This is a genomic window from Aeromonas sp. FDAARGOS 1402 (assembly GCF_019046925.1).
Classification (GTDB): domain Bacteria; phylum Pseudomonadota; class Gammaproteobacteria; order Enterobacterales; family Aeromonadaceae; genus Aeromonas; species Aeromonas caviae.
Window position 1 is genome coordinate 1,825,914 of record NZ_CP077201.1, and the last position, 19,652, is coordinate 1,845,565.

The 19,652-nt window shown below is 64.6% G+C and carries 16 protein-coding genes; 7 read left to right on the forward strand and 9 right to left on the reverse strand.

Features of this window, described 5'->3' with window-relative positions; all coding sequences use genetic code 11:
• Nucleotides 1–32: 32 nt before the first annotated feature.
• Nucleotides 33–473, reverse strand: coding sequence for a DUF2214 family protein (locus tag I6L32_RS08770; RefSeq protein WP_039040139.1), 441 nt, complete (start codon nt 471–473; stop codon nt 33–35).
• Nucleotides 474–583: 110 nt separating this feature from the next.
• Between I6L32_RS08770 and I6L32_RS08775 the strand changes: the two genes are divergently transcribed.
• Nucleotides 584–2,188, forward strand: a complete 1,605-nt coding sequence (locus tag I6L32_RS08775; protein ID WP_161646899.1) for a sensor domain-containing diguanylate cyclase — start codon at nt 584–586, stop codon at nt 2,186–2,188.
• A gap of 23 nt (nt 2,189–2,211) precedes the next feature.
• On the opposite strand, the gene I6L32_RS08780 is transcribed toward I6L32_RS08775, so the two are convergent.
• The 6 genes from I6L32_RS08780 to I6L32_RS08805 form a co-directional block, all read right to left on the reverse strand.
• Nucleotides 2,212–2,871 carry an HAD family phosphatase gene (locus I6L32_RS08780; protein ID WP_041214057.1) on the reverse strand — a complete coding sequence of 220 codons (660 nt, stop codon included), beginning with the start codon at nt 2,869–2,871 and terminating at the stop codon, nt 2,212–2,214.
• A 65-nt stretch (nt 2,872–2,936) separates the two neighbouring features.
• Complete coding sequence (locus tag I6L32_RS08785; protein WP_216944959.1) at nt 2,937–3,944, reverse strand: ABC transporter ATP-binding protein; 1,008 nt, start codon at nt 3,942–3,944, stop codon at nt 2,937–2,939.
• 6 nt (nt 3,945–3,950) lie between these two features.
• The gene (locus I6L32_RS08790) at nt 3,951–4,727 is read right to left on the reverse strand and encodes an ABC transporter permease (RefSeq protein WP_039040132.1); all 777 of its coding nucleotides are present in this window, start codon (nt 4,725–4,727) and stop codon (nt 3,951–3,953) included.
• Nucleotides 4,720–5,616: an ABC transporter permease subunit gene (locus I6L32_RS08795; protein WP_216944960.1), complete on the reverse strand. Its 897-nt coding sequence runs from the start codon at nt 5,614–5,616 to the stop codon at nt 4,720–4,722. Before I6L32_RS08795 ends, I6L32_RS08790 begins: the two co-directional genes overlap by 8 nt.
• Nucleotides 5,616–6,449 carry an alkaline phosphatase family protein gene (locus tag I6L32_RS08800; protein WP_216944961.1) on the reverse strand — a complete coding sequence of 278 codons (834 nt, stop codon included), beginning with the start codon at nt 6,447–6,449 and terminating at the stop codon, nt 5,616–5,618. The genes I6L32_RS08795 and I6L32_RS08800 overlap by 1 nt, the downstream gene beginning before the upstream one ends.
• 10 nt (nt 6,450–6,459) lie before the next feature.
• Complete coding sequence (locus I6L32_RS08805) at nt 6,460–7,506, reverse strand: ABC transporter substrate-binding protein (RefSeq protein ID WP_010675915.1); 1,047 nt, start codon at nt 7,504–7,506, stop codon at nt 6,460–6,462.
• 183 nt (nt 7,507–7,689) lie between these two features.
• Here I6L32_RS08805 and I6L32_RS08810 point away from each other — a divergent pair, with 183 nt between their 5' ends.
• Entirely contained in the window at nt 7,690–8,502 is an 813-nt protein-coding gene (locus I6L32_RS08810) for a UTRA domain-containing protein (RefSeq protein WP_039040129.1), read from the forward strand.
• Nucleotides 8,503–8,548: 46 nt separating this feature from the next.
• On the opposite strand, the gene I6L32_RS08815 is transcribed toward I6L32_RS08810, so the two are convergent.
• Both I6L32_RS08815 and I6L32_RS08820 read right to left on the reverse strand, forming a co-directional pair.
• Entirely contained in the window at nt 8,549–9,313 is a 765-nt protein-coding gene (locus I6L32_RS08815) for a helix-turn-helix transcriptional regulator (protein ID WP_010675913.1), read from the reverse strand.
• Between the two features lie 443 nt (nt 9,314–9,756).
• Nucleotides 9,757–10,671 carry a LysR family transcriptional regulator gene (locus I6L32_RS08820; protein WP_216944962.1) on the reverse strand — a complete coding sequence of 305 codons (915 nt, stop codon included), beginning with the start codon at nt 10,669–10,671 and terminating at the stop codon, nt 9,757–9,759.
• A gap of 257 nt (nt 10,672–10,928) precedes the next feature.
• Between I6L32_RS08820 and I6L32_RS08825 the strand changes: the two genes are divergently transcribed.
• From I6L32_RS08825 to recB, 5 genes are all read left to right on the forward strand, one after another.
• On the forward strand, nt 10,929–11,261 hold the full coding sequence (locus I6L32_RS08825) for a hypothetical protein (protein ID WP_041211883.1): 333 nt from the start codon (nt 10,929–10,931) through the stop codon (nt 11,259–11,261).
• A 30-nt stretch (nt 11,262–11,291) separates the two neighbouring features.
• Entirely contained in the window at nt 11,292–11,978 is a 687-nt protein-coding gene (locus I6L32_RS08830) for a pirin family protein (RefSeq protein WP_049636436.1), read from the forward strand.
• A gap of 83 nt (nt 11,979–12,061) precedes the next feature.
• On the forward strand, nt 12,062–12,454 hold the full coding sequence (locus tag I6L32_RS08835) for a DoxX family protein (RefSeq protein WP_010675909.1): 393 nt from the start codon (nt 12,062–12,064) through the stop codon (nt 12,452–12,454).
• A 232-nt stretch (nt 12,455–12,686) separates the two neighbouring features.
• A complete protein-coding gene (gene recC, locus I6L32_RS08840) occupies nt 12,687–16,025 on the forward strand; it encodes an exodeoxyribonuclease V subunit gamma (protein ID WP_216944963.1) in 3,339 nt (1,112 codons plus the stop codon).
• On the forward strand, nt 16,025–19,651 hold the full coding sequence (gene recB / locus I6L32_RS08845) for an exodeoxyribonuclease V subunit beta (protein WP_216944964.1): 3,627 nt from the start codon (nt 16,025–16,027) through the stop codon (nt 19,649–19,651). The genes recC and recB overlap by 1 nt, the downstream gene beginning before the upstream one ends.
• Nucleotide 19,652 lies beyond the last annotated feature (1 nt).

Below are 19,652 nucleotides of genomic sequence, written 5' to 3' on the forward strand. Positions count from 1 at the left end.
CGTCAGCCATTTGTTGCCGGGCGAGGGCAGGATCAGCGGCTGGCCAGCTTGGCGAGCAGGGGCAGCAGGGCGAGCAGCAGCAGGTTGCCCCTAAGGATCCAGATCACCCAGAACTGCTGCTGGGTGGAGACAAGGGGAGCCCGTCCCTGGCGCAAGGATCGGCGCCAGTGGTGGAACAGCCGGCTGGGGTAGCCAAAGCTGATGGCCATGGCGAAGAACATCAGCAGCTTGGTGCGGTAACCCGGATTGGCAAGCAGGATGGCCGGTGGCTGGGGATGGGCGACCACCAGCAGCACGCCCGTGATGAAGATGAGCAGCAGGGCCAGGGCGGCCAGGCTGTCAGCCAGCAGCAGCTTGCGCACCTGCTCGATGGACATGCCGCGCCGGAACAGGAAATACTCCGAGGTGATGGCACCGGTCAGGGTGATCACGGCGCAGTAATGGAGGGCAGTCAGCAGTTCCGGTTTCAACATCCAGGCCAGTTCCTTCTCGTTGGCCACATGATGCGCTTCCCTTTGGACGCCATCAGGTGGGGCTGATATTCTGACACTACACGATGTCAGGGGATAGCATGGAGTCAGGGTTGGATAAGCGAGCAGTCTCCAAAAAGACCTGGTCCCTGGTGGCACGGATGCGCCTGGGCCTGCTTCTGCTCTTCATTCCCGTCCTGATGCTGGGCGCCATCTACTACCTGCACATGGAGCGCAGCCTGCAGCGAGAGCTGCAACAGCGCCTGCTCGCCACCAATCACCAGTTGCGCCACGTCTTCATCGAGCCCTACCTGAACGAGATGGAGCGTCAGTTCTCCCTCATCTACGACCAGGTCAAGGTGGAGGACATCAGCGGCCCCCGTCTGCGCAACACCGACTCCTATCTCAGGGAGTGGCGCCTCTACAAGGGGGTGATGGCGGATCTCATCTACATCTATGTGGGCACCGCCGAGCGCCAGATGCTGATCTACCCCGAATGGCAGGCGGATGCGGACTTCGATCCCAGGGTGCGCCCCTGGTATCAGCTGGCCAGCCAGCATGTGGGCAAGATGGTCTGGACCGAACCCTACTACGACTACACCAACGGCACGCTGGTGATCGCCCTGGCGCGGGCCATCACCGACAAGGAGGGCAAGGTGCGGGGGGTCTTCGCGGTGGATGCCATCCTGGCCCCCTTCTCCGCCCAGCTGAACCGGCAGTGGAACAGCGGTTACCAGATGATCGTCAACCAGTCGGGCAAGGTGCTGGCCCACCCCGATCCCTCACAACTGCTCAAGCCCATGACGCACCCGACCTGGCTCTCCCGCTTCAGCGGGGAGGACGGCATCTTCCTGGATCAGGCGTCTCGCCAGTTCGTGGCCTACAGCCGCCTGCCGGACCACAACTGGGTGCTGATCAGCGTGTTGCCCGCCTCCAGCATTCAGGCGGTGGTGGCGAGTGCCTCCCTCAACGTGCTCGGGATCATCGTGCTGGCCAGCGTGCTCTACATGGTGCTGGCACTGATCTGGTCCCGTTATTTCAGGCGGATGCTGGACGAGATCTCCACCGTGATCCGGGCCAGCCGGACCCAGCCTGACGAGGTGCACCAGGGGGGGATGCGCGAGCTCAGGCACGTCTATGCCGAACTGGCGGAGGTGAGCAAGGATTATCACGAGGTGCGCCAGCAGGCGAACCTCGACAAGCTGACCGGCCTTTACAACCGGCGCTTCTTCGACGAGCGGTTGAATCGGCTGCTGCTCGATCAGGACAGCTTCTGCCTGGCCATGATCGATCTGGACGGTTTCAAGCGGATCAATGACACCTATGGCCACCAGACCGGGGACGTGGTGCTCAAGCGGGTGGCCAGTTTTGGCGCCAAGCTGCTGGGGGATCATGGCTGGGTATGCCGCTATGGCGGGGAAGAGCTGGTGGTGCTGTTCGCCAATCCGGACATCCACTTCTGCCAGATGCTGCTGGAGCAGTACAGGATTGGGGTGGCCTCCCTGCACTGGCGTGAACCCGGTCTTGGGATCACCTTCAGCGGCGGCCTGGTGGCGAGTGCCCCCGGGCTTGGGGCCAGGAGCCTGTTGACCATGGTCGATGCCGAGGTCTATCGCGCCAAGGGTGACGGCAAGAATCGCATCTACATGGTGGATCCCCTGGCTCCCCGGGACGACTCGCCCTCAGGGGATGGCATGTTGAGCAAAGAAGAGGCCTGAGGGCCTCTTCTTCATTGCGCGGATCAAGGGTGCAACTGCCAGGTCCAGAGGGGCCAGCCAAGCTCCTCGGCGCACTGGCGCAGGGCGGGGGCCGGATTGACCGCATGGGGATGGCTCACCGCCCGCAGCATGGGCAGATCGTTGTGGGAGTCGCTGTAGCCGAAGCTCCCCTGCCAGAGGTGTTCCTTTCCGGCAAAGAGCTGGTTGATGCGGGCCACCTTGCCCTCGCGAAAACTCAGGGTGCCGCGGGTCTGGCCGGTCAACATGCCGGCTTCCTCGTCGAGCAGGATGGCCACGCAGTGATCCATCCCCAGCATCTGCGCCATGGGGGCCACCAGATGCTCGCCGGAGGCGGAGATGAGCACCAGCTCGTCGCCACGCTGGCGATGCCACTCGATGCGGGCCAGCCCCTCCGGGTAGAGGCGCTCCCGCAGCACCTGTTCGGCAAAGCGGGTGCAGAGGGAGTCGAGCCACTGGCGCGTCCTGCCTGCCAGCGGTTGCAGGGTGAAGGCCATGTACTGGTGCATGTCCATCTTGCCCTGGTGGTAGAGGGACATCATGGCCTGCTCCTCGGCCACCATGCCCGCCGGGGCCAGCTCCTGGGCCACCATGTACTCCAGCCAGAGGCTGGCGGAATCCCCCGCTATCAGGGTCTCGTCCAGATCAAACAGTGCCAGGGCCATGGCTGCTCCTCGGGTTGGCTGCCAGCATCGGGGTACTGGCTGAAAAATGAATGGGATTCATGGCGTTATGCTACCTCACAGAGTTGATCCCGGGCCACCACCAGGGTCACGGCGCTGCCTACCGGCAGCAGATCGCCGGCACGGCGGTTGAGGCAATCCACCGTCAACAGCCCTGCCTCGCACTCCACCTGATAGCGGATGACGTTGCCGAGCAGCTGCTGCTGGCGAACGATGCCGGGCAGGCTGGGCTCGTGGCTGACCGCCCCTGCGGGCAGCAGGGTGATGGACTCCGGCCGCAGCGCCAGCTTGCCGCGAAAGCGCGGGCCGAACAGGGATTTGGCCTGCTCGCCACCCAGCAGGTTGTAGTTGCCGATAAAGCCCGCCACGAACTCGCTGGCGGGACGGGTATAGATCTGCTCCGGCGTGCCGCTCTGGACGATGGAGCCCTTGTTCATCAGGAAGATCCGATCCGACAGGGTCAACGCCTCCTCCTGATCGTGGGTCACGAAGATGGTGGTGAGCTCGAGGCGCTGCTGGATCTCGCGGATCTGCTGGCGCAGGCTGCGGCGGATGCGGGCATCCAGCGCCGAGAGCGGCTCATCCAGCAGCAGGATCCGCGGTTGCACCACCAGAGCCCGGGCCAGGGCCACCCGCTGGCGCTGGCCGCCGGAGAGCTCGGCCGGATAGCGGCGCTCGAAGCCAGTCAGCTCCACCAGCTCTAGCGCCTCCTGCACGCTGGCGGCGAGATCCCGCCCCGGCTGGGGCTTCATCTTGAGGCCGAAGGCGACGTTGTCCCACACCGTCATGTTGGGGAAGAGCGCATAGCTCTGGAACACCATGCCGATGCCCCGCTTCTGGGGTGCCTGCCAGGTGATCTCCTCACCGGCTACCCGCACCTGACCGCCATCCACCGGGGTGAGCCCGGCCAGCGCCCGCAGCAGGGTGGATTTGCCGCAGCCGGAGGGGCCGAGCAGGGTCACCAGCTCCCCCTTGCGGATGCCGAATTCAATCCCCTCGAACACCTTGGTGTCACCGTAGGATTTGTGCAGTTGATTCACTTCTAGATGGAACATGTTGATTCACCGATGAAATCTGTTGGCTGCCCAGGTGAGCAGCAGGGTCAGCAGGAAGTAGCTCATCACCAGTGCGCTGGTGAAGTGGCCCGAGGTGGCACGCATGTTGTAGAGGTAGACCTGCAGGGTTTCGTAACGGGTGCCCACCAGCATGTTGGCAAACACGAACTCGCCGAGCAGGAAGGAGAGCGAGAGAAACAGTGCCGCCAGCAGCCCCTTGCGCAGGCAGGGGATCACCACCAGCAGGAAGGCGCGGGCACTGCTCGCCCCCAGCAGATGGGCGGCATCCATCAGATCCTTGAGCGGCACCCCTTGCAGGCTGTTGGCCAGCGCCCGGTACATGAAGGGGAGCACCACGGTGAACCAGGTCCCGATCAGGATCCACGGCGTGCCGATGATGGGCAGCACGCCGTCAGCGTAGATCTGCAGCAGCCCCACCGACGAGACCACGGGCGGCACCGCGAAGGGGAGCAGGATCAAGAGGTTCATCCAGGGATCCAGCCTGGGGAAGTAGTAGGCCACCACCAGCACGGTAGGCACCAGCACCAGGGTCCCCAGCAACAGGGTGGCGAAGCAGACCAGGAGGCTGCGGCCAAAGGCCGCCAGAAAGCGCGGATCGCCCCACAGCTTGAGATACCAGTCGAGGGTGAAGCCATCCGGCAGCAGGGTCGCCCCCCAGCGGGTGGAGATGGAGTAGAGAAAGGTAGCCAGCAGCGGCAGCAGCAGGGTGGCGACCAGCGCCCCCAGCACCCATCTGGGCCAGCGCGGCGTCAAATCATGCATGGGATTGCCCCTTGTTCACATAGCTCTTTTTCAGCAGCCACTGGTTGGCGGCTGTCACCACCCCCAGCAGCACCATCAGGATCACCGCCAGCGCCGCCGCGAGATTCGGCTCGAGGAAGATGTCGCCGGAGACCAGACTGGCCACCCGGATGGTCACCAGGTTGAAGTTGCCGGTGGTGAGGGCGTAGGCGGAGGCATAGGCTCCCACCGCGTTGGCAAACAGGATGATCAGGGTGCCGAGCAAGGCGGGCGTCAGAACCGGCAGCGCCACGTGCCACACATACTGGCCCTTGCTGGCGCCAAGCAGGGCGGCGGCCTGGGGCCACTCATCCTGCAGGGCGTCGAATGCCGGGTAGAGCAGCAGCAGGGCGAGGGGGATCTGGAAGTAGGTGTAAATCAGGATAAGGCCGCTGCCCGAGTAGAGGTTGAAGCCATCGATGAGGCCCCAGGATTTGAGCAGCAGGGTCACTGCACCATTGATGCCGAGCACGATGATGAAGGCGAACGCCAGCGGCACGCCGCTGAAGTTGCCCGTCATGGTGACGAAGGCCAGCAGCACCCGCTTGACCCGCTCGCCGCTGTGGCGCAGCGCCGCGGCCCCGAGGGTGCCGATGGCGAGCCCCGCCAGGCTGGCGATGCCGGCGATGCGCAACGAGTTGCCGAAGGATTGCAGGTAGAAGGGGGAGCTCAAAATCTCCCGGTAGTGGTCGAAACCCCAGCCATCAGGGGTCTGGACGCTGCCCACCAGCACCCACACCATGGGGGCGAGCTGGAACAGGATCATCAAGAGGACAAAGGGCAGCAGCACCAGCACGGGCAGCCAGTGGCGGCGCACCCGGCGTGGCTTCACCTGTTGATCCGCGAGGATCTCGGTGGTGGCAGGCATCATCAGTGCACCTCGCGCATAAAGGCCGCCTTGAGCAGCGGGGGGGCTGCCGGCTTGTCGTGGGGAACTCCCAACAGATCCGCCATCAGGGCGCAGAGCTGGGTCTGGGCGATCGCCACCCCATCCGGCCAGCGCTCGACGAAGGCATCGCCAAACAGCCAGAGCGGCACGGTGCGCTCCTCGGCCAGGGTGCCGCCATGGCTGAGATCGTTGTTCATGCCGTGATCCGAGGTGATCACCACCTGATACCCCTCCGCCAGCCACTGGGGCAGCAGCTCGGCCAAGAGGCTGTCCATGCGGCGCGCCTGATTGCGGTACTGGCGGGAATGGAGGCCGAACTGGTGGCCCGCATCGTCCACCCCCATGGGGTGGATCAGCAGGAAATCGGGGTCGTACTGGCTGCGCAGCCACTCGCCGTCCATCAGCAGGTGGCTGTCGGGGTAGCCGTCATCCCAGTAGAAGCAGCCGTGCTGGATGGGCAACTGTTCATCGTGAGTAAAGCGATCGCGGACCGCCAGCCAGGGGCTCTGGTTGTAGAGCTCGCTCACCCAGTGGTAGGCCGCCGCAGCGGTGCGTTTACCCGCGGCCCGGGCCAGATGGAAGATGGAGTCGTGTTGGCTCAGGCGCGTCACCCCGTTGTGGGTGATGCCGCTCGCCACCGGCGGCACGCCGGTCAGGATGCACTCGTAGAGAGGGCGGGAGAGGGAGGGCAGGGCGGCACTCAGGGTCGTATGCAGGCCGCGCTCTGCCTCCACCATGCCACAGAGGTAGCCCATGCAATGGGCTACCTCTGCTGCCAGGCCATCCACAAGTACCACTATCACCTTGTGTTGCACTGGCCACTCCTTACTGCATGTTGATCATGACGGTTTCCTGCCACTGGCGCGGCAGGGCCTTGGAGCTCTGCTCCCAGGCGGCGTGATCCTGCACCGGCTTGGCATTGGCATACTGCTCGGCCGGCAGCAGCTTGGCTTTCACGTCATCCGGCAGGGTCACGTTGCTGCGGATGGGGCGGGCGTAGCCACGGGCCAGGTTGATTTGACCTGCATCGGAGAGGATGTATTCCCGCGCCAGCTTGGCGGCGTTGGGGTTCTTGGCCCACTTGTTGATGATGGTGGTGTAGCCGGCGATGACGGAGCCGTCGCTCGGGATCACCACATCAAACTTCTTGGGGTCGATCTGGTCGCGGTAGTTGAGGGCGTTGAAGTCCCACAGCACCCCCACTTCCACTTCGCCTTTCTCGATGTTGGCGATGGTCGGGTCGTTCAGCGACAGACGGCCCTGCTTGGCCAGCTTGCCGAACAGATCCAGGGCGGGTTTCAGATTTTTCTCGCTGCCGCCGGTGGCATAGGCCGCCGCCAGCACGCCGTTGTTGGCCTGGGAGGCGACGCCCACGTCACCCAGGGTCACCTTGTAGTCGCCACCCAGCAGGGATTGCCAGCTGGTGGGGGCGGCCTTGACCAGATCCTTGTTGATCAGGAAGGCGATGGTGCCGGTATAGGCCAGCATCCAGTGGCCGTCCGCATCCTTGGCCCAGTTGGGAATGTCGGCCCAGGTGGAGGGTTTGTAGGGCTGGGTGACCCCCTGCTTGACCGCCACCGGGCCGAAGGCGCCGCCCACGTCACCGATGTCGGCGGTGGCATTGGCCTTCTCGGCGGCGAACTTGGCGATCTCCTGGGCGGAGCTCATGTCGGTATCCTGATGCTTGATGCCGTAGATGCTGCCGAGCTGCTGCCAGGTATCCTTCCAGTTGGCCCAGCTGTCCGGCATGCCGACGCTCTGGAGCTGGCCTTCACCGCGGGCGGCTTTTTCGAGATCCGCGATGTTCTCGGCGGCAAACAGCGGTTGACTGATGGCCACCAGGGCCAGTGCACTTGCGATCACGCTTTTCATCATCCCATCCCTCTGGACTAGGTCAGTTAAGGTTCGAGAGGGATGCTAGAGGGGAAATATGACGGTGGCGGGGCGCTTTGATGGCAGTTTCGTGACAATCGCCCTGTCATGGCGCTGTCATCAGGGGCGGTTACAACTCGGGGTCGACAACCTCTGGTCTACTCCAGTGGTGTGCAAACCCGAATGACCGACAGGGATGTGACAGTGACAGAGCGATTGAGTGAACAGGGGATGGCCGATGGCCGCACACCCTCCAAGTGCGAACAGATTTGCCGGACCCTGCGCCGCTATATCGGCAGCGGACACCTGGCGGCGGGGCAGCAGCTGCCCGCCGAACGGGCGCTGAGCGAGCGCTTCGCCACCACCCGCATCACCATCAAGGAGGCACTCTCCAGCCTCGAGGCGGACGGCCTCATCTACCGGGCCGAGCGGCGCGGCTGGTTCGTGGCGCCGCCTCGCCTCACCTACGATCCCGCCATCCACACCCACTTTCACCAGTGGATTGGCGAGCAGCAGCGCACCGCCGAGACCCGGGTGCTGGCCCATGGCAACCAGCTTGCCAGCAGTGAACTGTGCCGCTGGATGGGTCTGGAACCCTTTACGCCGCTCTACGAGATCCGCCGCCAGCGGCTGATCGACGGTCGCCCTGTGCTGCACGTCAGCCATCACCTGCTGGCGAGCCGTTTCCCCGGCATCGCCAGCGCTCCTCTGGCCAGCTCCCTCACCGAGCTTTACCGGCAGCGCTATGGCATAGGCCAGGGCTGGGCGAGCCTCGAGATCACCCCGTCGGCGGCCCGGGGAGAGATAGCCCGCGCCCTCAACCTGGCCCAGGGGAGCGCCGTGCTGCGCTTGGTGCGGGTCAATCATGACGAGGAGGGGAAGCTGGTGGATTGCGACATCGAGCACTGGCGACCGGACGCCATCCGCATCTGCCTGGATACCCGGGCACTGCAACCGCTCGCCACCGGCGCGCGGCAGGTGCAACTGGCAGAGTAGCGGCGTTCTAGCACTGACATGGCGGATCCCGCAGGATCCACCGGGATCAGTTGTCGATGTTGGGGATCAGATCGTCGAAGCTCTGGTAGCCGCAGTCCGCCAGTTGCAGGGACATGGTGTAGGTCTTGCTGCCCTCCCGCTGGCCGATGGCGGGGCGGTTGAGCTTGAGCTCCTGATGCCAGTACTCCTTCATGCGATCGATCAGTGCCATGGCCTCGCTTTCCCCCAGATGGAGCTGGCACAGCGCCATGTAGTTGTTGGGCCTGTGCATGTTCTCCACCAGATAGTCCCCCAGCACCGACATGGCCTGGCGCGCCTGCTGGCGGGCGAAGCGGCTGTGCTGCTCGAAGCTGATGCGCTCGCTGATGAGGAAGTGGTAGCTGTTGTCGATGCCAAGCTGCAGGATGCCGAGCTTCTCCAGCTTGCGCAGATAGAGGTAGCAGGAGGCATCGGTCAGGCCGTACTCCCGCTTGAGATCGATAAGGGTCTTGTCGCGCCAGAAGATGTTGGCGAGGAAGGCATAGAGCCCCGGCTCCTTGTGAAACGCCTCGTCCTGCTCCTGGGTAAAGACGGCCCGGCGGCTCTGGGCATCCTGGGTCCGGTCCAGCAGCTCTTCGAAGGAGAGTCCCACCAGATGGCAGATCTCCAGCAGAGTGTCGAACGGCAGGGAGGGCTTGTTCATCATGCGCTTCACGGTGGCGATGGAAACCCCCATGGCTTCTGCCAGGGTCTGATAGCGGATCCCCTTGTCGGTCAGGGTTTTCTTCAGGGTGTCGAGGATGTGATTGGCCAGTGTCTGGCTGTAGGTCATGCAACTATTCCTTTATCTGCATTTTTAGTCGTGTCAGAAATTGAGTGGTTTGTCTGTATCGGGCTCAAATTTTGACACCTAGAAAAACCAGAGGAGGGTAACCCGGTGATAATGGCGGAAATGGCCTGACCAGTTGTGGTGCAAGGTGGCAGAAAATGACACTCGGTGGTGCATATCCTTCAACCTTTCAACATTTTGCTGGTGATGCATATTACATCGCACATAATTCAACACGAATCGGATTCAATACCTTCCTGGTTGAGAAAACGATTGTTTGCTTCCAATTTAAGGGTTTTTTTAACCGCAAGGTTTTATTCTTTCCTGGCATTGAGCGGAACTCGCAAGAGGTCCGCTTTTTTTCTTTTCTCCGAATCTGAGCCCGTCGTCAAGAATGGGGCGCAGTTTTGGTACTTCCTGCGCCACCGACCCCGGAAGGCAGTCCTTTATTCCCCCTGACCGGCAAACAGCTTGGGGATCTCCCGCACCAGCCAGCTCTTGGCCTTGCCCATGGTGTCTCGCCGCCAGGCCAGCACGACCTGGATCTGGTGGCGATATTCGGGACTGATCACCTTGAGTCTGCCCGCCTTGATGTCCTCTTCAATCCAGCGTTGCGGCATGGTGCCGATGCCGAGCCCCGCCAGCAGGGCGTCCCGCTTCTCCCCCATGGTGCTGACGGTCAGGCGCGGCTGCTTGTCGAGCAGGCGGTAGGTGAGCACCGGCTTGCGCAGCGCCGTGTCGGCCACCGCGATGGCGCGATAGCGGCGCAGGGTCTCGTCCGCCAGGGGCTCGGGTTCCTGATGCAGGGGGTGATCGGGGTGGGCGACGTAGAGCATCACCTCCTCCCTGAGCACCTGGTGCTTGATGCCGGTCATGGCGATATCGGCATTGAGGGAGGAGATGAACAGGTCGGCGCGACCATCCTCCAGGCACTCCCAACTGCCCGCCAGCACCTCGGCGCGAAACCTCAGCCGGGTATCGGTCTGTTCTGCCAGCCGATCCACCAGGGGGTAGAGAGCCTGTACCGGCATCAAGGCATCGACGGCGATGGTGATGTCGGTCTCCCAGCCACGGGAGAGGGCCCGGGTCTCCCCCACCAGGTGCTCGGCCGCCTCCAGCAGCACCCGGCCCCGCTCCAGCAGCATGCGGCCCGCCGGGGTGAACTTGGTCCTGTGGCCGCTGCGGTCGAACAGCATGGCGTCCAGCTCGTCTTCCAGCTTTTGTACCGTGTAGCTCAGCGCCGAAGGCACCTTGCCCAACTCGTCGGCCGCCGCCGCGAAGCTGCCACGACGGTCGATGGCGTCCAGCACCCGGATCGCCTCCAGGGTCAACGCCCGCTCCTTGTTCGATTCCTTGGCCATATCAAACCTTCAATTTTTTTGAATGTGTTTACCAGATTATCTCGCTAACAACTTAGGGGAAGTCACTTTAATATTCAATCAACGCTTAGGCAGGAACGCCTGGCAGCCAAATAAAAGGTAGTTCCGGGCTGAGACATCCCCAAACACGATGTCTGATGTCAGCAAAAGAACAACATAGTATTTGAATGATCTCTTGCATGGATGCATTGATTCGGGCCCAAGGGGCCTTGGCAATGACATAAAACCCAAGAGAGTGAATGAACATGAAAAACGTAATCAAGATGCTGGCCGTTGCAGGCCTGATGACCGCAGGTGCCGCCCAGGCTTCCGTTCCCGCTGACTTCAATGCCGCCCCGGGCGTGCTGTTCGTCAACTGGAGCGCCACCGCCGCGATGGACGGCAAGGCCAACCCCATGCTGGAGGTGCGCGACGAGTCCGGTGATCTGCTGGCTTCCGTCCACGCCAACCTGATGGGCACCCAGCAGGTCGCCATCCCGAGCCGTACCCAGGGCAAGCTGACGGTGAGCCTGGGCAACGAAAGCAGCAGCTACCGCATCCCCTTCGGTCTGGGTGACGGTCGCCAGCGTTAATGAACCAACTTGGTCAGTGAGGAGCACACCATGATGAAATTGAGAGCCGCAGAAGCACGGGGCAAGGCCAACTTTGGCTGGCTGGATGCCCGTCACAGCTTCTCCTTCGGTCACTACTATGACCCGGAATGGATGGGACACTCTGCCCTGCGGGTCATCAATCAGGATCGGGTGGCGCCGGGTGGCGGTTTCGCGACCCACCCTCACGCCAACATGGAGATCCTCACCTGCGTGCTGCAAGGCACCATAGAGCACAAGGACAGCCTCGGCCACGCCGAGCAGATCCCGGCGGGGGATTTCCAGCTGATGAGCGCAGGGTCCGGCATCCGGCACAGCGAGTACAACCCCTCGCAGACCGAGCCGCTCTCCCTGTTGCAAATCTGGATCGAGCCGAATGAACACGGCACGACCCCGGGTTATCAGCAGAAGAAGATTGAAAACAAGCCCGGGATGACGCTGGTGGCGTCACCGGACGGCGAGGCGGGATCCTTCAGGATCCGCCAGCAGGCCCGCGTATGGCGGCTGCAGCTTGCCGAAGGGGAGACCCTCGAGTGGGCATTGCAAGGGCGTCATGGTTACCTGCACATGATTTCAGGGGAGCTGACCGGCAACGGTCTGGCTGCCCGACCCGGCGACGGGCTGCTCAGCCGCGACGAGTCGAGCTGGGTGCTCATCGCCTCCAGGGGGAGTGAAGCCCTGCTGTTTGACCTGCCTTGATAGAAAAATCTTGGCGAAATGAATGAGTTAACAATTAGCTTTTACACTGTAAATACCATGATGGTAAGCAAAGGAATATGACGATGGACAAGATGAAAGATGTGGCACTGCTGGTGGGTCGTGTACTGCTGGCGCTGATGTTCGTGATGGCTGGCTGGGGCAAGATCGGCGGTTACGCCGGTACCCAGGGTTACATGGAAGCCATGGGCGTGCCCGGGTTCATGCTGCCCCTGGTGATCCTGCTGGAGCTGGGTGGCGGTCTTGCCATCATGCTGGGCCTGTTTACCCGCAGCCTCTCCGTGCTGCTGGCCGGTTTCACCCTGATGGCCGCCTTCATCTTCCACTATCAGCCTGCCGAGCAGATGCAGATGCTGATGTTCATGAAGAACGTCTCCGTGGCCGGTGGTTTCCTGGCCCTGGCGGCGGCCGGTGCAGGGGCTTTCAGCCTGGATGCCCGCCTCGGCAAGCACTGGTAATACCCTGACGTTTCAAGTTTTCCAACGCCTTTTGGCCGGTGCCCCGCACCGGCTTTTTTGTGCCCGCTTCCCGGGGATGTCATCGGTGTGACGGCGCGCAGTCCGGACGCCACAAGTGCCTTTTGCATCTTATCCCCCGATCCCTGACAATCCCGATTCGCGTGCCGTGACGGGAATGCCAGAGAGTGTCCCCCCGCGCACCCCCTCTTCATGAAATTGGCGGGAGTCGTCCATGTTTACCCTCTACCACTCCAATCAGCTGGATCTGCTCAAGGAGCTGCTGGTGAGCCGCATCCGGCAGGCTCCGCTCTCCCACCCCTTCGATCGGGAGCAGATCCTGGTGCAGAGTCCCGGCATGGCCCAGTGGCTCAAGCTGGAGCTGGCCAAGGCGTTCGGCATCGCCGCCAACATCGACTTTCCCCTGCCCGCGAGTTTCATCTGGGAGATGTTCACCCGGGTGCTGGCGGACGTGCCGCGCCAGAGCCCCTACAACAAGGGAGCCATGAGCTGGCACCTGATGACCATTCTGCCCACCCTGCTCGGCAGACCCGCCTTTGCGCCCCTCGCGGCCTATCTGGGGGGCAGTGACGGGGAGGCGCCGGAACAGGTGCGCCTCTGGCAGCTCTGCCAGAAGGTGGCGGATCTGTTCGACCAGTATCTGGTCTACCGGCCGGACTGGATCGCCCGCTGGGAACAGGGGGAAGGGCTGGGGCTCGAATTGGCCGGGGTCAGCGGCCAGGATTGGCAGCCCGAGTTGTGGCGCGAGCTGGTGGCCCGCACCCTGGCGCTCTCCCCGAGTGGCTACCACCGCGCCAACCTCTACGAGGAGTTTATCCACGAGTTGGCGCGCAGCGCCGAACTGCCGGGCAAGCTGCCCCGACGGGTGTTCGTGTTCGGCATCTCGGCCCTGCCGCCGCGCTACGTGGAGGCCCTGCTGGCCCTCGGCAGCCGCGCCGAGGTGGAGGTGCACCTGTTTGTGACCAACCCCTGCCGCTACTACTGGGGGGATCTGCTGGACAGAAAGACCCTGGCGCGGCTGGAAAACAGGCTCAAGCCCGGCACGGATCTCGAGACCCTGCAGGGCCCCGCCAACCCGCTGCTCGCCTCCATGGGCAAGCTGGGGCGCGACTACCTGCACCAGCTGATGGAATTGGAGGTGCCTCAAATAGACGCCTTCGTCGATATCGATGACACCAACTTGCTGCGCGCCATCCAGAAGGACGTGCTGGAGCTGGCCGAACGGGGGGCAGGCGAGTTCAGCCTCGATGCCAGCCACCACAAGAGCCCCGTCAGCCTGGATGACGGCTCCCTGCAGATCCACGCCTGCCACGGCCCCATGCGGGAGCTCGAGGTGCTGCACGACCGCCTGCTGGCGCTGTTCGAGCAGGATCCCACCCTCACCCCCAAGGACGTGGTGGTGATGATGCCGGACGTGAACAGCTACGGCCCCTACATCCAGGCCGTCTTTGGCAAGGAAAGCGGCGGCGCCCGCGGCCGGATCCCCTTCGCGATCTCCGACCGGGCGGCGAGCCAGGAGAGCCCGCTGCTGCAGAGCTTCCTTGCCCTGCTCAGGCTGCCGAACGCCCGCTTCGGGGCGGGGGAGCTGCTCGCCATTCTCGAGGTGCCCGCCGTGCTGCGCCGCTTCGAGCTGGACGACGACGAGTTCAACCAGCTGCGGCGCTGGGTGCAGGAGACCGGCATCCGCTGGGGGCTGGACGACGGCTACCCGGAGCGCTTCGATCTGCCGCGTCTGTCCGGCAACAGCTGGCTGTTCGGCCTGCGCCGCATGCTGCTCGGCTTCGCCATGGGGGACGGGGAACCGGTGGCCGGGATCCTGCCCTATGCGGACATCGAGGGGCAGCAGGGGCTGGCGCTGGGCAAGCTCGCCTGGTTTGTCGACTCGTTGGCCGAGTTTTTGCCCCGGCTGCAACAGGCGCAGCCGCTGCCCGAGTGGCACGCCTGCCTCAACGCGCTGCTGGATCGCTTCTATCTGGCCGACGAGGATGAGGAGCGCCAGCTCCAGCTGATCCGCAGCCAGCTCACCGACTGGCAGGCCCAGCTCGGCGAGGCCCGCTTCGAGCAGGCCATCAGTGCCGACCTGTTGCAGGACTACCTCGGCAGCGTGTTGGGGGAGTCCCGCTCCAGCCAGCGTTTCCTCGCCGGTCAGGTCAACTTCTGCACCCTGATGCCGATGCGCTCCATCCCCTTCCGTCAGGTCTGCCTGCTCGGCATGAACGACGGCGTCTACCCGCGCACCCTGCCCCCCATGGGCTTCGATCTGATGGCGGTGGCCGGTCGGCGCGGGGACAGATCCCGCCGGGATGACGACCGCTACCTCTTCCTCGAGGCGCTGCTCAGCGCCCAGCAGGGGCTCTACATCAGCTATCAGGGGTTCAGCGCCCAGGACAACAGCGAGAAGGTGCCCTCTGTGCTGCTGGCGGAGCTCATCGACTATGTGCGCCAGGGCTTCGTGTTGGCGGGGGACGAGGAGCTCGACGACGAGAGCTCGGGGCGCAGACTGCTGGCGCACCTCATCACCCGGCATCCGCTCACCCCCTACAGCCCGGCCTACTTCCACCCCGAGCCCGGCTCCGGCCTCTTCACCTATGCCGCCGACTGGCTGCCGGCCCTGAGCCCGGAGCGGGGGGCCGCCAACTTCCAGAGCGGCGAGCTGCCGCTGCCTCCCGAATGGGGCAGGGAGCAGGGGCTGGAGCTGGCGGAACTGCTGCGCTTCTATCGCCAACCCGCCCGTTACTTCCTCAATCGCCGTCTCAAGGTGTGGTTCGAGCTGGAGGAGGCGGCCATCGAAGACAGCGAGCCCTTCGAGCTGGACGGCCTGCAGCACTACCAGCTCAAGGCGCTGCTGCTGGACGCCCATCTGACCGAGGGGGACAGTGAAATACGGCGCGAACGGTTGCAGCTGACCGGCCTGCTGCCGCAAGGCTGGTTCGGCAGCCTGCTGCTGGAGGATCTGGACGGCGAGATGGGCAAGCTGGCGGCGCGGCTGCGTCCCTGGGTGGCGGCCAATGAGGCAGACAAACAGGCGGTGGAGATCGACATCGCCCTGGCCCAGGGGCAGCTTCAGGGCTGGATAGACACCCAGAAGGGACGAGCGCTGGTGGTCAAACCCGGCAGCTTCAACGGCAAAGATCTGCTGCTGGCCTGGATCCAGCACCTTTGCCTCTCATTGAGCAGCGCTCCCGGCGACACCCTGCTGTTCGATGCCAAACAGAGTCTGCGGCTGCCAAGGCTTGCGGCGGACGAGGCGCGGCCCAGGTTGGCGGCCCTGGTAGCCCTCTGGACCCAGGGGATGAAGCGGCCGCTGCCCTTCTTCCCGAGCACCGCCTGGGAGTGGCTCAAGGGGATCGAGAAGGATCCGGCAAAGCCGGAGGAGGCCGACAAGGCGGCGCTTGCCCGCTTCAACGGCGGCTACATGGTGACGGGAGAGGGGCAGGACGTCTATGTCGCCCGCTGCTTCCCGGAACTCGATGACGAGGTGCTGGCCCAGTTGCAGGGGCTGGCCCGTGAACACCTGACCCCGCTCCATCAGGCGCTGGAGGAGTTGCAATAATGGCTAACCCGCTCAATCCCCTGCGTTTTCCCCTCTATGGCGAGCGGCTGATCGAGGCCTCCGCCGGGACCGGCAAGACCTATACCATCGCGGGCCTCTATCTGCGCCTCTTGCTGGGCCACGGCCCGGTTATCGAACAAGCAATCGAGGAGGGGGGAGACGCCGGTCAGCCCTGTGCCCACGAGCGGCCCCTGTCGGTGACCGAGATCCTGGTGGTGACCTTTACCGAGGCGGCCACCGCCGAACTGAGGGGGCGGATCCGCGCCCGCATCCACGAGGCGCGTCTCGCCTTTATGCGAGGTAAGGTCGTCGATGAAGACAAAGACCCATTGTTAGCTGGGCTGCTCAAGGAGGTGGAGGATCACGACCTGGCGGCCCGTCGCCTGCTGGCCGCCGAGCGGCAGATGGACGAGGCGGCGGTTTTCACCATCCACGGCTTCTGCCAGCGGATGCTCAGGCAGAACGCCTTCGAGTCGGGCGCCCTCTTTGAAACCGAATTTTTGACCGACGACAGCCGGCTCCGGCTGCAGGCGGTGAGTGACTACTGGCGCGCCGAGTTCTATCCGGTGGATCAGCCCCTGGCCCGGGCGGTGCGAAGGCTCTGGCCGAGCCCCGCCGCCCTGCTGCGGGAGATGGGGAGCTGGCTCGACAACGACGAGCTGGAGATCCGCCCGGTGGCGGGGGACGAGACCCTGGCGGCGCGGCACAGCGTCGCCATGGCCCGCATCGGGGCGGTGAAAGCCGGGTGGCTGGCGCAGACGGACGAGATCCGCCGCCAGACCGAGGGGCAGATCAGCCGTTACACCGGTAAGAACTACGAGGGGTGGCTTGCCAAGATTGGCGACTGGGCGCAGGACGAGACCAGCGGCTACGTCCTCCCCAAGGAGCTGGAGCGCTTCGGCCAGCAGGCGCTGGAAGAGAACCTCAAGAAGGGGGGAACGGTGCCCACCCTGCCGCTCTTTGGCGAGATAGACGCCCTGCTGGCGAGCCGACCCGGCATCCGGGATCTCGTCTTGCAGCGGGCGGCCAGGGTGGTGCGCAGCCGAATGCAGGAGAGCAAGCGCCAGGCCCATCAGCTCTCCTTCGACGATCTGCTGCGGGATCTCGACGGGGCGCTCGGCTCGGGCCTGGGGGAGCGGCTGTGCGAGCGCATCCGCGCCACCTACCGGGTCGCCATGATCGATGAATTCCAGGATACCGACCCCCAGCAGTACCGCATCTTCCACCGGCTTTACGGCGGTCACCAGGACACGGCGCTCCTGATGATCGGCGACCCCAAGCAGGCCATCTACGGCTTTCGTGGCGCCGACATCTTCACCTACATCCAGGCGCGGCGAAATGTGAGCGCCCACTACACCCTGGGGCGCAACTGGCGCTCAAGCCGCGCCCTGGTGGCGGCGGTCAACGGCCTGTTCGAGCGGGCGAAGGATCCCTTCATCTACGAGGCGGACATCCCCTTCCTGCCGGTGGAGGCGCAGGGCAAGAGCCGGGCGCTGCTGATCGAGGGGCAGACCGCCCCCGTGCTGCACTGCTGGCAGCTCACCGGTCAGCCCACCTTCAACAAGGGGGAGTACCAGAGCAGGATGGCCCGCGCCACGGCTGCGGAGATCCATCGCCTGCTCACGCTGGCCCGGGAGGGCAAGGCGATGCTCGGCAGCGAGCCGGTCAGGGCCGGGGATATCGCCGTGCTGGTGCGCACCGGCGCCGAGGGCAAGCTGGTGCAACAGGAGCTGGCGCGCCTTGCCATCGCCTCCGTCTATCTGTCGAACCGCGAGAGCGTGCTGGCCCAGGTGGAGGCGCGGGAGATCCTGCTGATCCTGCACGCCTGCCAGAACCCGAGCGATGAGCGAAGCCTGCGGGCGGCGCTCGCCACCGGCCTGTTCGATCTCGATGCCAGGGCCCTGGACGCGCTGGCCTCGGACGAGCGGGCCTGGGAGAGCGCGGTGCAGGAGTTCATGGGATACCGCGCGGTCTGGCATCGCCACGGGGTGCTGGCCATGCTGCGGGCCCTGATGCACGGGCGCAACCTCGCCGCCTCCCTGCTGGCGAGCCCCTACGGGGAGCGGCGGCTGACCAACTTCCTCCATCTCGGCGAGCTGCTGCAACAGGCGAGCGGCGAGCTGGACGGGGAGTACGCCCTGCTGCGCTGGCTCGGGGAGGCGGTGAGCCAGCCCAACGGCCAGGACGGGGAGCAGATACTTCGCCTGGAATCCGAGCGCAAGCTGGTGCAGATCGTCACCATCCACAAATCCAAGGGGCTGGAGTACCCGCTGGTCTTCCTGCCGTTCATTTGCAGCCACCGCGCCGCCGACACCCCCCTGTTCCACGAAACGGGGGAGGCGGGCAATCGCACCGTGCTCGATCTCACCGGCGCCGAAGAGTCCCTGGCCGAGGCCGACAAGGAGCGCCTCGCCGAAGACTTGCGCCTGCTCTACGTGGCCCTGACCCGGGGGGTCTATGCCACCTGGCTCGGGCTGGCGCCGGTGCGCTCCGGGGCGGGCAAGTCGGAGAAGACCGACCTGCACCGCACCGCCATCGGCTACCTGCTGCAAAAGGGGGAGGAGGGGGACGCCGGGACACTGGCGACCGCCCTCACCGACCTGGCCCAGGCCCTGCCGGGGGTGGCCGTCGGTGAGCCCTCGCTCACCCGCCCGGCCCCGCTGCCCGCCGAGGCGGAGAAGCCGGGGGAGCCCACCGTGCGCACGTTCCAGGGGCAGCTTGAGCGGGACTGGTGGATCAGCTCCTACTCCGGGCTCGCGGCCCAGGGCAACGGCCACGGCAAGGGGGTGCTGGCCAACCCCGGCTTCGACGACGAGGTGGCCACCGAGGCAGCCGTCACCGTGCAGGAAGAGGAGGCGCCCGCTCCTTCCATCTTCACCTTCCCCAAGGGGGCGCGTCCCGGCACCCTGCTCCACAGCCTGTTCGAGACCATCGACTTCGAGCACGCGAAGGGCGAGTCGCTGGCACAGCACATCGCCGCCCTGCTGACCCAGGAGGGGTTCGACGAAGGCTGGGCCCCCGTGCTGCAACAGCAGGTGGAGGCGGTGCTGGATACCCCCCTTGAGACCGGCCTTGGGGATCCGGTGCGGCTGCGGGATCTGGCCCCCGAGCGCAAACAGGTGGAGCTGGAGTTTTTTCTGCCCATGGGGCGGGTGACGGCACCGGCGCTCACCGCACTCTGCCAGCAGCACGACCCCCTGTCGCGGGGCGGCAAGCCGCTCGGTTTTGCCACCGTGCAGGGGATGCTCAAGGGCTTCATCGACCTGGTGTTCGAGTGGCAGGGGCGCTGGTATCTGCTCGACTACAAATCGAACCACCTTGGCATGAGCCCCGCCGATTACGGCCGCCCGGCCCTGGAGCGGGCCATGGTGGAGCATCGCTACGATCTGCAATACCAGCTCTATTCGCTGGCCCTGCACCGGCTGCTCGCCTTGCGGCTGCCGGGCTACGATTTCGACCGGCATTTTGGCGGGGTCTTCTATCTCTTCCTGCGCGGCATGCCCCAGGGGGGCATTTTCCATGCCCGGCCCAGCCGGGAACTGGTGCTGGGGCTGGACGAGTTGTTTAGTAAAGGTGTGACGTCTGACGATCATCGTTTAGAAAAATCGAACAAGGCAGAGGCATGAG

What these genes read in the sequence shown, in the direction of transcription:
- I6L32_RS08770 (WP_039040139.1), bottom strand. Translation starts at nt 473, where the DNA reads ATGTTGAAACCGGAACTGCTGACTGCCCTCCATTACTGCGCCGTGATC.
- I6L32_RS08780 (WP_041214057.1), bottom strand. Translation starts at nt 2,871, where the DNA reads ATGGCCCTGGCACTGTTTGATCTGGACGAGACCCTGATAGCGGGGGAT.
- I6L32_RS08785 (WP_216944959.1), bottom strand. Translation starts at nt 3,944, where the DNA reads ATGTTCCATCTAGAAGTGAATCAACTGCACAAATCCTACGGTGACACC.
- I6L32_RS08790 (WP_039040132.1), bottom strand. Translation starts at nt 4,727, where the DNA reads ATGCATGATTTGACGCCGCGCTGGCCCAGATGGGTGCTGGGGGCGCTG.
- I6L32_RS08795 (WP_216944960.1), bottom strand. Translation starts at nt 5,616, where the DNA reads ATGATGCCTGCCACCACCGAGATCCTCGCGGATCAACAGGTGAAGCCA.
- I6L32_RS08805 (WP_010675915.1), bottom strand. Translation starts at nt 7,506, where the DNA reads ATGAAAAGCGTGATCGCAAGTGCACTGGCCCTGGTGGCCATCAGTCAA.
- I6L32_RS08810 (WP_039040129.1), top strand. Translation starts at nt 7,690, where the DNA reads ATGACCGACAGGGATGTGACAGTGACAGAGCGATTGAGTGAACAGGGG.
- I6L32_RS08815 (WP_010675913.1), bottom strand. Translation starts at nt 9,313, where the DNA reads ATGACCTACAGCCAGACACTGGCCAATCACATCCTCGACACCCTGAAG.
- I6L32_RS08820 (WP_216944962.1), bottom strand. Translation starts at nt 10,671, where the DNA reads ATGGCCAAGGAATCGAACAAGGAGCGGGCGTTGACCCTGGAGGCGATC.
- I6L32_RS08825 (WP_041211883.1), top strand. Translation starts at nt 10,929, where the DNA reads ATGAACATGAAAAACGTAATCAAGATGCTGGCCGTTGCAGGCCTGATG.
- I6L32_RS08830 (WP_049636436.1), top strand. Translation starts at nt 11,292, where the DNA reads ATGATGAAATTGAGAGCCGCAGAAGCACGGGGCAAGGCCAACTTTGGC.
- I6L32_RS08835 (WP_010675909.1), top strand. Translation starts at nt 12,062, where the DNA reads ATGGACAAGATGAAAGATGTGGCACTGCTGGTGGGTCGTGTACTGCTG.
- recC (WP_216944963.1), top strand. Translation starts at nt 12,687, where the DNA reads ATGTTTACCCTCTACCACTCCAATCAGCTGGATCTGCTCAAGGAGCTG.
- recB (WP_216944964.1), top strand. Translation starts at nt 16,025, where the DNA reads ATGGCTAACCCGCTCAATCCCCTGCGTTTTCCCCTCTATGGCGAGCGG.